Annotated in this window: 14 protein-coding genes; 2 read left to right on the top strand and 12 right to left on the bottom strand. The window is 63.2% G+C overall.

All coding sequences use genetic code 11. The features are described from left to right. From C513_RS0104935 to C513_RS0104895, 9 genes are all read right to left on the bottom strand, one after another. On the bottom strand, positions 1-639 hold a 639-nt coding region (locus C513_RS0104935; protein WP_018714929.1), incomplete at its 3' end, for a GTP-binding protein. 146 nt (positions 640-785) lie between these two features. Next, positions 786-2,888 (bottom strand): elongation factor G, encoded by a 2,103-nt coding sequence (fusA, locus tag C513_RS0104930; protein WP_018714928.1) that lies wholly within the window; start codon positions 2,886-2,888, stop codon positions 786-788. 147 nt (positions 2,889-3,035) lie between these two features. Next, a complete protein-coding gene (rpsG, locus tag C513_RS0104925) occupies positions 3,036-3,506 on the bottom strand; it encodes a 30S ribosomal protein S7 (RefSeq protein WP_018714927.1) in 471 nt (156 codons plus the stop codon). A gap of 161 nt (positions 3,507-3,667) precedes the next feature. Continuing rightward, complete coding sequence (gene rpsL, locus C513_RS0104920) at positions 3,668-4,045, bottom strand: 30S ribosomal protein S12 (RefSeq protein WP_018714926.1); 378 nt, start codon at positions 4,043-4,045, stop codon at positions 3,668-3,670. A gap of 220 nt (positions 4,046-4,265) precedes the next feature. After that, positions 4,266-5,546 (bottom strand): D-alanyl-D-alanine carboxypeptidase family protein, encoded by a 1,281-nt coding sequence (locus tag C513_RS0104915; RefSeq protein WP_018714925.1) that lies wholly within the window; start codon positions 5,544-5,546, stop codon positions 4,266-4,268. Positions 5,547-5,595: 49 nt separating this feature from the next. Further along, on the bottom strand, positions 5,596-6,246 hold the full coding sequence (locus C513_RS0104910) for an alpha/beta hydrolase (RefSeq protein ID WP_018714924.1): 651 nt from the start codon (positions 6,244-6,246) through the stop codon (positions 5,596-5,598). Between the two features lies 1 nt (position 6,247). Further along, the gene (locus tag C513_RS0104905) at positions 6,248-6,625 is read right to left on the bottom strand and encodes a (2Fe-2S) ferredoxin domain-containing protein (RefSeq protein WP_018714923.1); all 378 of its coding nucleotides are present in this window, start codon (positions 6,623-6,625) and stop codon (positions 6,248-6,250) included. A 54-nt stretch (positions 6,626-6,679) separates the two neighbouring features. Continuing rightward, positions 6,680-7,822, bottom strand: coding sequence for a VanZ family protein (locus C513_RS12755; RefSeq protein WP_018714922.1), 1,143 nt, complete (start codon positions 7,820-7,822; stop codon positions 6,680-6,682). A gap of 40 nt (positions 7,823-7,862) precedes the next feature. Further along, positions 7,863-8,300 (bottom strand): CopD family protein, encoded by a 438-nt coding sequence (locus C513_RS0104895; RefSeq protein WP_018714921.1) that lies wholly within the window; start codon positions 8,298-8,300, stop codon positions 7,863-7,865. A gap of 384 nt (positions 8,301-8,684) precedes the next feature. Here C513_RS0104895 and hemB point away from each other — a divergent pair, with 384 nt between their 5' ends. Together hemB and C513_RS0104885 are read left to right on the top strand one after the other, a co-directional pair. Next, positions 8,685-9,695 (top strand): porphobilinogen synthase, encoded by a 1,011-nt coding sequence (gene hemB / locus C513_RS0104890; protein WP_245552808.1) that lies wholly within the window; start codon positions 8,685-8,687, stop codon positions 9,693-9,695. Beyond that, positions 9,688-10,827, top strand: coding sequence for a magnesium transporter CorA family protein (locus C513_RS0104885; protein WP_018714919.1), 1,140 nt, complete (start codon positions 9,688-9,690; stop codon positions 10,825-10,827). Before hemB ends, C513_RS0104885 begins: the two co-directional genes overlap by 8 nt. 217 nt (positions 10,828-11,044) lie before the next feature. On the opposite strand, the gene C513_RS0104880 is transcribed toward C513_RS0104885, so the two are convergent. The 3 genes from C513_RS0104880 to C513_RS0104870 are packed head-to-tail and all read right to left on the bottom strand — an operon-like array spanning position 11,045 to position 13,546. After that, complete coding sequence (locus C513_RS0104880) at positions 11,045-12,370, bottom strand: ammonium transporter (protein WP_018714918.1); 1,326 nt, start codon at positions 12,368-12,370, stop codon at positions 11,045-11,047. 26 nt (positions 12,371-12,396) lie between these two features. Beyond that, positions 12,397-12,735, bottom strand: a complete 339-nt coding sequence (locus C513_RS0104875) for a P-II family nitrogen regulator (RefSeq protein ID WP_018714917.1) — start codon at positions 12,733-12,735, stop codon at positions 12,397-12,399. A 55-nt stretch (positions 12,736-12,790) separates the two neighbouring features. Further along, positions 12,791-13,546: a TorF family putative porin gene (locus tag C513_RS0104870; RefSeq protein ID WP_018714916.1), complete on the bottom strand. Its 756-nt coding sequence runs from the start codon at positions 13,544-13,546 to the stop codon at positions 12,791-12,793. Positions 13,547-13,555 lie beyond the last annotated feature (9 nt).

The following is a 13,555-nucleotide window of genomic DNA, read 5'->3' as shown; positions in this document are numbered from 1 at the left end:
GAAAGTGCCGTCCACGGCGCGCTCGGGCGTCGGGATGTAGCTATCCAGGGCTTCAGCCAGCTTCATGATGGCGCCTTCGCCCAGGTCGCCGGTGTCGCCTTCCAGCGCCATCTTGGCAGAACCCTTCACGATCGGGGTGTCGTCACCCGGGAAGTCGTACTTGCTCAGCAGCTCGCGCACTTCCATTTCGACCAGCTCCAGCAGCTCCTCGTCGTCCACCATGTCGCACTTGTTCAGGAACACGATGATGTAGGGCACGCCAACCTGACGGGACAGCAGGATGTGCTCGCGGGTCTGGGGCATCGGGCCGTCAGCAGCGGAACAGACCAGGATGGCGCCGTCCATCTGGGCAGCACCGGTAATCATGTTCTTCACATAGTCGGCGTGACCAGGGCAGTCCACGTGGGCGTAGTGACGGTTGGCCGTCTCGTACTCGACGTGGGAGGTGTTGATGGTGATGCCGCGGGCCTTTTCTTCGGGCGCGTTATCGATCTGGCTGTAGTCGCGGGCATCGCCGCCGAACTTCCTGGCCAGCACGGTAGCAATCGCTGCCGTCAGGGTGGTCTTGCCGTGGTCCACGTGACCGATGGTGCCTACGTTGACGTGCGGCTTGCTCCGTTCAAACTTTTCTTTTGCCATGATTGGCTTCCTTTCAAATAAATGAGCTATGCCCGTGGTCTGGTTTTACGTCTGCATGCTGTCACGGTGTCGTCGGCCACGGGCAGCCGGCGGTGCAGCATCACAGACAAACGGAAGCCCGGCTGCAGACAGCCGGGCGCTTGTGCTTACTTGGAACGCGCAGCGATGATGGCGTCAGCCACGTTCTTCGGAGCTTCAGCGTAGTGCTTGAATTCCATCGTGTAGCTGGCGCGACCCTGCGTCATGGAACGCAGTGCAGTAGCGTAACCGAACATCTCGGACAGCGGAACCTCGGCCTTGATCGCCTTGCCGCCACCAACCATGTCGTCCATGCCCTGGACCATGCCACGCTTAGAGGACAGGTCACCCATCACGGTACCGGCGTAGTCTTCAGGAGTCTCGACTTCCACGGCCATCATGGGCTCCAGGATCACCGGGCTGGCCTTCTTGCAGGCTTCCTTGAAGCCGAAGATGGCTGCCATCTTGAACGCCTGCTCGGACGAGTCCACATCGTGGTAGGAACCGAAGGTCAGTGCGACCTTGACGTCCACCACCGGGTAACCCGCCAGCACGCCGGCGTTCAGGGCCTCTTCCACACCCTTCTGCACGGCGGGGATGTATTCGCGCGGCACCACGCCGCCCTTGATCTCGTCCAGGAACTCGAAGCCCTTGCCGGTTTCGTTGGGCTCGACGCGGAACACCACGTGACCGTACTGGCCCTTGCCACCGGACTGACGCACGAACTTGCCGTCCACGTCGGACACCTGCTTGCGGATGGTCTCGCGGTAGGCCACTTGCGGCTTGCCCACGTTGGCTTCCACGTTGAACTCGCGCTTCATGCGGTCCACGATGATCTCGAGGTGCAGCTCGCCCATGCCGGCGATGATGGTCTGACCGGATTCCTCGTCGGAGCTGACGCGGAAGGACGGGTCTTCTGCAGCCAGGCGGGACAGGGCGATACCCATCTTTTCCTGGTCAGCCTTGGTCTTGGGCTCGACAGCCTGGGCAATCACGGGCTCGGGGAACACCATGCGCTCCAGCACCACCGGGGCGGACATGTCACACAGGGTTTCACCGGTGGTGACATCCTTCAGGCCCACGCAGGCGGCGATGTCACCGGCGCGGATTTCCTCGATTTCCTGACGGTCGTTGGCGTGCATCTGCACGATACGGCCGATACGCTCTTTCTTGCCCTTGGTGGAGTTCAGCACCGTGTCGCCCTTGTTCAGCACGCCGGAGTAGACACGCACAAAGGTCAGCTGGCCGACGAAGGGGTCGGTCATCAGCTTGAATGCCAGGGCGGAGAACTTCTCGTTGTCGTCTGCCTTGCGGGTGACGGGGTTCTCGTCGTCGTCGGTACCGGCCACGTCCGGGATGTCCACCGGAGAGGGCAGGAAGTCCAGCACGGCGTCCAGCATGCGCTGCACACCCTTGTTCTTGAACGCGGAACCGCACAGCATGGGCTGGATTTCGGTGGCGATGGTGCGCAGGCGCAGACCTTCGATGATGTCCGCTTCAGACAGTTCACCTTCTTCCAGGTACTTGTTCATCAGCTCTTCGCTGGCCTCGGCCGCGGACTCGACCATTTTCTCGCGCCATTCGTTGGCCACATCCACCAGATCAGCCGGAATGTCCTGGTATTCGAACGTCATGCCCTGGGAAGCCTCGTCCCAGATGATGGCCTTCATCTTGATCAGGTCGACCACGCCCTGGAACTTGTCCTCGGCACCGATCGGCACCACGATCGGCACCGGGTTGGCGTTCAGGCGCGTCTTCATCTGGTCGACGACCTTGAAGAAGTTGGCACCGATACGGTCCATCTTGTTCACGAAGGCCAGACGCGGCACCTTGTGCTTGTTGGCCTGACGCCACACGGTTTCGGACTGGGGCTGTACGCCACCCACGGCACAGTAGACCATGCAGGCGCCGTCCAGCACGCGCATGGAACGCTCCACCTCGATGGTGAAGTCCACGTGGCCGGGGGTGTCAATGATGTTGATGCGGTGTTCGGGACGGGACAGGTCCATGCCCTTCCAGAAGCAGGTCACGGCAGACGAGGTGATCGTGATGCCGCGCTCTTGTTCCTGCTCCATCCAGTCGGTGGTGGCTGCGCCGTCATGCACCTCACCCAGCTTGTGGGTCACGCCGGTGTAGAACAGGATACGCTCGGACGTGGTGGTCTTGCCGGCGTCAATGTGCGCGGAAATACCGATGTTGCGATAGCGCTCGATAGGAGTCTTGCGGGCCATGATGAACCTTTGGATGTACTTGAGAAAAAGGGTATTTTACTAGAAGCGCCTTGCGGCAGCATGACGATCCCATGATGCAGCACAGGGCTTGCGGCAGCCATGCCACCGAAGCCCTGTACCTGGATCGCCTTCCGGACGCGCGTCCGATCAGAAGCGGAAGTGCGAGAAGGCCTTGTTGGCTTCAGCCATGCGGTGCACTTCGTCACGACGCTTCATGGCACCGCCGCGGCCTTCGCAGGCTTCCAGCATCTCGTTGGCCAGACGTGCAGCCATGGACTTCTCGCCACGCTTGCGGGCGGCGTCCTTGATCCAGCGCATGGACAGGGCCAGACGACGGACCGGGCGCACTTCGACCGGCACCTGGTAGTTGGCACCACCCACGCGGCGGGACTTGACTTCCACCATGGGCTTGACGTTGTTGATGGCGGTGTTGAACAGCTCCAGCGGATCCTTGCCGGCCTTCTTTTCCATCTGCTCCAGAGCGCCGTAGATGATGCGCTCGGCAACCGCCTTCTTGCCGCCTTCCATGATCACGTTCATGAATTTGGACAGCTCTACGCTACCGAACTTGGGATCCGGCAGGATTTCACGTTTAGGGACTTCACGACGACGTGGCATTTTCTTAACCTCTTGCTTCAGTTGGCACCATTTCAGGTACCGCGAGTGCCATCAGGACACCCACTTACTCGACCCGCATGCGAAAGAATGTGCATGCTTTCCGGGTCACTACGCCTGCTGCAGCCTGCCTGGCCGCACAAGCACCGAATGACGAAAACCTATCAGGCCTTCTTGGGACGCTTGGCACCGTACTTGGAACGGGACTGCTTGCGATCCTTCACGCCCTGCAGGTCCAGGGAACCGCGGACGATGTGATAACGCACACCGGGGAGGTCTTTCACACGACCGCCGCGAACCAGCACCACGCTGTGTTCCTGCAGGTTGTGGCCTTCACCGCCGATGTAGGAAATGACCTCGAAGCCATTGGTCAGGCGCACCTTGGCGACCTTACGCATGGCGGAGTTCGGCTTCTTGGGAGTGGTGGTGTACACACGGGTGCACACGCCACGGCGCTGCGGGCAGTTCTCCATCGCAGGGCTCTTGGATTTGACGACTTCGACCGTACGTCCTTGACGCACGAGCTGATTGATGGTTGGCACTGATGCCTCCTTCTCAGGATGTGTAATTCCCCAAACGTGAACGAATTACGGATTGATGAACGTGAATTCTCCGGCGGGCGCACAGGCGTGACCCCGGCATATTGCGCGGAGCCTGACAGTTTAGCCTGCATGTTGCTGTATTGGCAAGTACTTTTGTTCTGCGCAGACAGCAGAACGCCCCGGCTGGCGGGGCGTTCTGGCTGGAAAACAACACTGCTGCTTACTTGAACCACAGCATGATGGTGTCCCAGATGCGACGGAAGAAGCCGGCCTCGTTGACCGCCTCGAGCGCCAGCAGGGGGCGTGTGGCCAGCACCTGTTCGCCCAGTTTCACCTGCAGGGTACCGACCTGCTGGTCACGCGCGACCGGGGCCAGCAGCGGATCGGGGCGCTCCACCTGGGTGCTCAGTTCGCCGGCCCGGCCAGTGGGTACGGCCACGGCAATCGCTTCGTGACGGCCGAGACCGACTTCGCTCTGCTCTCCCTTCCAGATGCGCGCCTGCACGGCGGACTGGTCGGCACCGAACAGCTGGATGCCCTCGAAGGCGGTGTAGCCCCAGTTCAGCAGCTTCTGGGTTTCGCTGGCGCGGGCGGCCTCGCTGGCGGTACCGAACACGATCGCCAGGATCCGGCGGCCTTCGGGCATGTTGGGAAAGTCGCGCTTGGCCGTGGCGATCAGGTTGTAGCCGGCGGCTTCGGTGTGGCCGGTTTTCAGGCCGTCCACCGTGGGATCGCGGAACAGCAGGCTGTTGCGGTTGTTGGCGTTGGATTCGGGCGTGCCAGGATAGCTGTACTGCTTGATGGCGTAGTAGTGGACGTATTCCGGAAAGTCGGTGATCAGCCGGGTGGACAGGATCGCCATGTCACGCGCGGTGGTGGTGTGGCCTTCGGCTGTCAGGCCCTCGGCATTGCGATAGCCGGTGTTGTTCATGCCGAGCGCACGTGCGGCATCGTTCATCTTTTGCACGAAGGCTTCTTCGCTGCCGGCCAGGCCTTCAGCCAGGGCCACGGTGGCATCGTTGCCGGATTGCACGATCATGCCCTTGATCAGGTCCTCGACACGGACCTGCATGCTGGGCTCGATGAACATGCGCGAGCCGGGCATCTTCCAGGCCTTCTGGCTGACGCCGAAGGTCTGGTCCAGCGTGATCTGCTTGTTGCGCAGGGCATCGAACACGATGTAGGCCGTCATCAGCTTGGTCAGCGAAGCCGGCTCCATCGGTACGTCCATGTCCTTGGCGGCCAGGACCTGGTTGCCGGCGCTCATGTCGATCAGCATGTAGCTGCGCGCGGCGATTTCGGGCGGCACCGGAAAACCTTGCGTGACAAGGGCCGGGGCAGCAGCAGAAGCCGGCAGCGCGGCGGGCTGGCTGGCCACAGTGGCGGCAGAGGCGGCCGCAGGCGCGGTCTGGGCAATGACGGTGCCGGTTGCGGCGAACAGGCTGGCAGCGGCTACCAGGGCAGCCTGGCAGCGGAAGGTGCGGAATCGGGACATGGACATGGGGAACAGGACAGGGGCGGCCACCGGCAGGGTGGCTGCAGGAAAGGAATCAGGACGGGACGGGGGCGGATTGCAGATGACGCAGCACGATCTGCCTCAGCAGCGGCAATTGTCCGTGAAAGAAGTGGCCGACGCCGGGAACAACGGTGACAGGAAGTGACTGCGGGCGCGCCCAGTCCATGACGGAGGCCAGCGGAACGACATCGTCTTCTTCGCCATGCACCACCAGGGTGCGGGCATGCCAGTCAGGTGCCACCGGGTCAACCGTGAAGCGGCTGGTGGCCGTGCCGACCAGGACCAGCTGCTCCGGGACGCGGGGCGTGGCGGCGGTCGTGAGACGCGCCATGGCATTGGCCGTGACAAAGGCACCAAAGGAAAAGCCGGCCAGTGCCAGCGGGCCTTGCGGGGCGGCTTGCTGGATGACCTGCAGCAGATCCTCGAGCTCGCCGCGGCCATCGTCATGCGTGCCGGCGCTGGCGCCGACGCCACGGAAGTTGTAACGCACCGCATTCCAGCCGGCCAGCACAAAGGCGCGTGCCAGTGTCTGTACCACCTTGTTTTGCATGGTGCCACCAAACAGCGGGTGCGGGTGCGAAATCACGGCCGTGCCTTTGGGGGGGGTGTCTGCGGGACGGTCGAGCAGGGCTTCGATCAGGCCGGCAGCGCCCTGCAGCTGCAGGGCTTCGGTCTTGGCGTTCATCTCAGCGTCCTACGGTGGTCGGCAGCAGCAGGCGCTCGACCACCTGGCCGTTCTGCAGATGGCTCTGCACGATCTCGTCGATATCGGCCTGGTCGACAAAGGTGTACCAGACGGCTTCGGGATAGACTACGGCGACCGGCGCGCCGGCACAACGGTCGAGACAGCCGGCCTTGTTGACACGCACCTGGCCGGCACCTGCCAGCCCCAGTTCCTTGACGCGCTGCTTGCAGTGGGCAAAGGATGCCTCGGCACGGTGATCGGCGCAGCAGGCTTCCCCGTTGTCCCGCTGGTTGAGACAGAAGAAGATGTGGCGCTGGTAGTAGGAATCGGGCCGGGACGATGCTGCCGGTGTGGTGGGCGGCGTGTGCGATGTAGTCATGACAAGATTGTATGTGCTTGCAGCCGCTTGCACAGGGCAGTGAACGGATCCCGCTCAGCGCGGGGGCTTGAGCGTGCGCCTGGCCAGCAGCAGCACGGCCAGCCAGGGCCAGCACCAGCCCAGCCACTGCGCCATGCCATAGAAGCGGCGGAAGCCGGAGCGCATGGCGGTGGACAGCATCCATTCGTGATAGACCGGAATGGCGGCTTCATTGAGCAGGTAGAGCTGCACCAGCAGGGCGGCCAGCGCCAGTGCGGCACACAGGCGCGGCGGAAACCACAGGCAGCAGAGTGCCAGGCCGATGGCTGCCGCCATGCTGATCTGCAGGGGCTGCCAGCTCCAGGCCCAGGCGACATCGGCACGCAATGACAGCTGCAAGGCCAGCCCCGTGGCGGCCAGACCGGCCAGGGCCAGGGCGAGTATCGCGCACAAGCGGGCCAGGCGGCCACGCAGGATGCCGCAGGCCAGCAAACAGACGGCCAGCAGGCCGAGCGCCATGACGGCATATTCGATTTCAGGCAGCATCGGCTGGAACTCGATGGCACGCATCGGCAACCAATCGAGGAAGGGCGTGTCCTGCAGCCAGGCCGCCAGCAGCTTCTCCAGACGCTCCAGGATCTGGCCTAGGCCAAAGGGGACCGGCAAGGGATAGAGCAAGGCCAGCGGCCAGACCAGCAGCAGGGCCAGCTCGCCCTGATATCCTGGCACCAGACCTTGGCTGGCCCAGCGCTGCCAGCGTCCGAATACCCCGAGCTTCTCGATCAGCCAGGCCAGCAGGCTGCCACTGAGCGCACCGGCACTGTTGAGCGCCAGGTCCAGATTGGAGCTGGTGCGCTGCGGCAGCCAGCACTGGGTGGTTTCCATGGTGAAGGACATGGCCACGCCGGCCAGGGTCGCCAGCAGTGGCGCCCAGCGTCGCCATGCCGGGCTCTGGCTGCGCAACATGCCCAGTGCCAGCAGAAAGCCGAACGGGATGTAGCCGATGTAGTTGCTGATGACGTCGAACCAGGTCCAGTACGGCGGCGGCGGCGACAGCAGGTAGGCGGTACAGGACAGGCCGTTGTCACGCCAGCCAGTGAAGGGGTAGAGCGACAGGTAGAGGATCAGCGCCACGCACAGCAGCGCCAGCGGCCAGGCCGTGCTGCCGCCCGGCCTGGCGGTCTGCGGTGCAGGTGGCGAAGCGGGGCGGTCTTTCATGGTAGTGCCGTCCCGTGGCAGGACGCTAGGGTGGACAGGATCAGAAGGGTTTGAGCACGACCAGCAGCACGATGAACAGCATCAGCAGGATCGGGGCCTCGTTGTACCAGCGGTACCAGACATGGCTGCGGGTATTGCTGCCGGCCTGCCAGCGCTTCAGGATGCGTGCACAGCTGTACTGGTAGGCCAGCACCAGCGCCACCAGCGTCAGCTTGGCATGCATCCAGCCATTGCCCGGACCATGCAGGCCGATGCCATAGCCCAGCCAGAGCCAGACGCCGAGCGCCACGGCCACCACCATCAGCAGGTGGGTGAAGCGCATCAGCTTGCCGGCCATCAGCAGCAGGCGATCCCGTTCGGCCCGGGAATCGGCCGGCACCATGGCCAGGTTGACGAAGATGCGCGGCAGGTAGAACAGACCGGCAAACCAGCTGGCAATAAAGATGATATGAAAGGCCTTGGCCAGGAGGTATCCCATGTGACTTCCCTTGGTACAGCCGCCCTGACCGGCCCGATGACCGTCTTCTTGCGCTGCAGCAGATATCGGCAAGATGATAGCCTGCCAGACCCTGGCACAGGGCGCTTGCAAAAAAAACCCCGGCAACACTACCGGGGCGCAAATACATTCCGCCGCAGTTGCAGCGAAATCCCGCCCAGGGAGGAAGGCGGGGAAGCCAGAAGCTCCGGGGACCAATCTAGCACAGCCCGGGTGTCCTGCCGCGGCGGATTTGCGTCTGCTGATGCAACTTGCAAGCTGTTGCAGGATGCCGCCTCCGGCCGACCGCTTGCCTGTGCTGGTACAGGTTCTAGAATGTGCACATGCCCGTCTGCGGGCCCGTTACTGATGATTTCTGCCAGCCACATGACTACTCCCTACGCTCCCTTTCCCGCCGGCCGTCCGCGCCGCTTGCGTTTTGATGCCGCCACGCGCAACCTGGTACGCGAACACAGCGTCACGGCGCATGACTTCATCTACCCGGTGTTCGTGCATGAAGGCACGAACCGGCGCCAGCCGGTGGCCAGCATGCCGGGCGTGGAGCGCCTGAGTATCGACCTGCTGCTGCCAGTCGCCGAACGCTGCCTGAAACTGGGCATTCCCTATATCGATCTGTTCCCGGCCATTGATGCCTCGCTCAAGACCGAAGATGGCAGCGAAGCGCTGAACCCGGACGGCCTGATCCCGCGCACGATCCAGGCACTGAAGCGCGAATTCCCCGAGTTGGGCGTGATGACCGATGTGGCGCTGGACCCCTACACCAGCCACGGCCAGGATGGCGTGATCGACGAGACCGGCTATATCCTGAACGACCGCACGGTCGCCATCCTGACGCGACAATCGGTACTGCATGCGCAGGCCGGTGCCGACATCATTTCGCCGAGCGACATGATGGATGGCCGCATCGGTGCGATCCGCCAGACCTTTGAGGCCAAAGGCCTGATCAACACACGCCTGATGGCCTACAGCGCCAAGTACGCCAGCAGCTTCTACGGCCCGTTCCGCGATGCCGTAGGCTCTTCGGCAAACCTGGGCAAGAGTAACAAGAAGGTCTACCAGATGGACCCGGCCAACAGCGACGAGGCCCTGCGCGAAGTGGCGATGGACATCGCCGAAGGTGCCGACATGGTGATGGTCAAGCCCGGCCTGCCGTATCTGGACGTGCTATATCGCGTGAAGCAGACCTTCCGCGTGCCGACCTTTGCCTACCAGGTCAGCGGCGAGTACGCCATGATCAAGGCGGCGGCCCAGAATGGCTGGATCGATCACGATGCGGTGATGATGGAATCGCTGCTGGCCTTCAGGCGCGCCGGTGCCGATGGCATCCTGACCTATTTTGCACTGGATGCGGCCGAGTGGCTGCGTCGCCATGGCTGAACTGCTGACCGATCCGGCACTGGCCGGCGTCAGCATTGTCGAATTCAGCGGCAATAGCCTGCGCTTTCTGGATGCCCTGCCGCCTGCGGGGCCTGATACCGGCTTCATCTGGATCTTCCTGGACCGGGCCCAATGGCCGGCCGCCTTGCCCTGGCTGCAGCGTGCGGCCAGCCAGCTGGGAGGATCGCCCTTGCTGGATCTGCATTGCCAGGATCTGGCCTTTGCCGAACATCCGTCCCGCTACGATTACACCTCGGTCTATGACCTGATCGTGTTCCGCCGCCTGCCCTATGCCGCCGAAATGGCCCCGCAGGCGCAGCCGGTACCCGACAGCGTGCCGCTGGAGTGGGGCCAGATCCACTCGCTGGCGGTGGGTTTCGCGATTTTCGACCGGCTGCTGATCAGCGTGCATCCGCCGCACTGCCGCTCAGCCCACCAGTTTGTACAACGCTTCCTGAGCGAGGTGCAGCAGGGGGTGGAGGTCAGCACGGCGCGCAACCGCCTGCCGGTCAGCCCGACCGATCTGGTGCTGCGCATGATCAACCAGATGGTGGACAGCTATCTGGACCTGCGCAAGGGCATGAGTGAGCGGCTGGAACGCTGGCAGCAGCAGTTGCTGCAACCCGGCCCGGGCTTTGCCCACTGGCATGCCCTGATGGCGGCGCGCAACCAGCTGCATGCGGTGGAAGACCTGTGCGAGGAGCAGCACGATGCCATGCAGGAATGGCTGGACAGCCTGGCCGAACAGCCGCTGGCGCTGATGGATGCCCGCCTGGGTGATCCGCAGGCCCAGCGCGACCAGCTGGTGGCACGGGCGCGGGACGTGATCGAACATATCCAGCGCGTGATCCAGCATGTGCGCCGGCTGGAAAACTCGGCCGAGACGGTGGTGCAAATCCATTTCAGCGTGCAGGGCAATCGCACCAACGACATCATGCGCGTGCTCACCACGCTGACGGCCATTTTCCTGCCGCTGAACCTGATCGCCGGCATTTTCGGCATGAATTTCCACAGCATGCCTCTGTTGCACCTGACCGCCGACTTCTGGATTGCCATCGGCACCATGCTGGTGATTGCGCTGCTGCTGAGCCTGTGGTTCTGGCGCAAGCACTATCTGCACAGCGAAGATTGAGTGCACTAATGCACATTTTTCAGGGTTTTTCCTAGCGTAGAGAACAACCAGGCCTTGCTACAGTTGCGCCTTATCGATTGCCCTGCTGCAGTCGGAATGAGGCCGAGGAGACACTGCCCATAAAAAAGTGCAACAAGCACACCACAAATGCCGACAGCCTGCGCTGTCGGCATTTTTTCATGGTCGCCGCCCGGCGCACCGGCCGGACGGATCGCCATTATCGGGTGTAGGCCGATTCGCCATGGCTGGTAATGTCCAGACCCTGACGCTCGTCTTCCTCGGTCACCCGCAGGCCGATCACCATGTCGATCAGCTTGTAGGCGATGAAGGACACCACGCCCGACCAGGCCAGCGTGATCAGCACGCCTTCGGCCTGCACCCACAGCTGGTGCAGCATGTCGTAGTCAGCCGCACCGGAACCACCCAGCGAGGGCGCCGTGAACACACCCACCAGCAGGGCTCCCACGATGCCGCCCACGCCATGCACGCCAAAGGCATCGAAGGCATCATCGGCCTTGAGCAGGCGCTTCAGGCCAGTCACGCCCCAGAAGCAGATCGGGGACACCAGCAGGCCCATCACGATGCCGCCCATCACGCCCACACTACCGGCAGCCGGGGTGATGACCACCAGACCGGCCACGGCGCCGGATGCCGCGCCCAGCATGCTCGGCTTGCGACCCAGCACGGCTTCGGTCAGCAGCCAGGACAGGACGGCAGCCGCCGTGGCCATCAGGGTGTTGACGAAAGCCATGGCGGCGACGCCGTTGGCTTCCAGCGCCGAACCGCCGTTGAAGCCGAACCAGCCCACCCACAGCAGGGCAGCGCCCACCATGGTCAGCGTCAGGCTGTGCGGCATCAGGGCCTCGCGGCCGTAGCCGAGACGCTTGCCCACCAGCCAGGCACCCACCAGACCGGCCACGCCGGCGTTGATATGCACCACGGTGCCGCCGGCAAAGTCGAGCGCGCCCTTGCCAAACAGATACCCATTGCCCGACCACACCATGTGCGCCACCGGCAGGTAGCTGAAGGTGAACCACAGCACGATAAAGGCCAGCACTGCCGCAAAGCGCATGCGCTCGGCAAACGAGCCGACGATGATGGCGCAGCTGATGGCGGCAAACGAGCACTGGAAGGCGACAAAGGCCAGCTCCGGAATCTTGGCATCCGGGCTGAAGGTGTCGCCGAGGCTGTCCACGCCCACGCCGCTCAGGAACAGCTTGGCAAAGTCACCGTAGATGGCACCGCCGCCGCTGAAGGCCAGGCTGTAGCCGTACACGGCCCACAGCAGACACACCAGCGAAAACACGGTAAACACCTGCACCAGCACCGACAGCATGTTCTTGCTGCGGGCCAGACCGCCGTAGAACAGCGCGATGCCGGGCAGGCTCATCATGATCACCAGCAGGGTGGAGGTCAGCAGCCAGGCGACATCGCCCTTGTTGACCGTGGCTTCGGCAGCCGGAGACTGCGCCAGGGCCGGAGCCGCTGCGAGTGCCAGCGCCGCGAGGGCCGCCAGCCGGGGGGAAGAGAAAGGCTTCATCATGTGGATACTCCTGATGGTTGTCGGCTTCAGAGGGCAACGCTGCCGGTTTCACCGGTACGGATCCGGATCACCTGCTCCAGCGGGCTGACAAAAATCTTGCCGTCGCCGATTTTTCCGGTACGGGCACTGGTTTCGATGGTTTCCACCACCTGGTCGACGATGGCATCGTCAACGGCGGCTTCGAGCTTGATCTTGGGCAGGAAGTCGACCACGTATTCGGCACCGCGGTACAGCTCGGTGTGGCCCTTCTGGCGTCCGAAGCCCTTGACTTCGGTCACCGTGACACCCTGTACGCCGATGTCCGACAGGGCTTCACGCACGTCGTCCAGCTTGAAGGGCTTGATGATGGCGATGATCAATTTCATGTTGTGTACTCCTGTGGGGTTTGCGGATGGCCAACCCGCGTTGGCCACTCGATACTCAAAAAGCATGTTTCATGCCAACTATCAGCTTCGGCTTGTTGACCACGCCCCAGGCATCGTCCTTGTCGGCCCCCGCCACGGCTGCCGTCAGCGTGGTGCCGGGTCTGGCTTCCCAGGCCAGACCGACGCTGTAATCGGTGTAGTCGGGATAGCCGCTGGTGGCCTGGGCACCGTCGTCGAGGAAGGTGCGACCGACGCTGGCCTGCAGGCTCAGGTCATCGTGCAGTGGATGGCTGACGGCCAGGCTGAGATATCCCGTACCCTTGCCGTCATCGATACCGAAATAGCGGTCGGAAACGGTGTGGGCATATTTCAGCGTGACGTTTTCGTAGCTGGCGGCGGCATACAGCTCGGTGGTGTTGAGCACACCGGCTCCCGGATACTGGTAGCGCAACACGCCGGTATCCCAGGCCAGCGGGCCGGTTTCGAAGCGGTAGCCGCCGTAGAAATCCATCTCGGCGTGGGCCGTTCCGCTGCTGCTGGGCAGGCGCAGGCTGGAGTTCCAGTTGCCGACGTAGAAGCCGTTGCCAAAGTCATAATCCAGCCCTCCCTGAATGGCCGGGCGCAGCCAGCGTTCCTTGCCGGAGTGGCCGATGTACTGGTCCTGGCCGCGGTACTTGTACAGCGTGACCAGGCCCACGTTGGCGCTCAGGCCCGCTGTGCTTTCAGCAGCAGCCGGGACCTCCTGTGCAAGGGCGTGACCGGCTCCCAGAGCGGTCAGAGCGGCGATGGCGCAAATCGGAATGGGGCGCATGGTGGAATC

The organism is Allobrachymonas chironomi DSM 19884 (assembly GCF_000374625.1).
GTDB lineage: Bacteria > Pseudomonadota > Gammaproteobacteria > Burkholderiales > Burkholderiaceae_C > Brachymonas > Brachymonas chironomi.
Note: the sequence above shows the minus strand (reverse complement) of the source record. Positions and strands in the feature narration are given on the sequence as shown.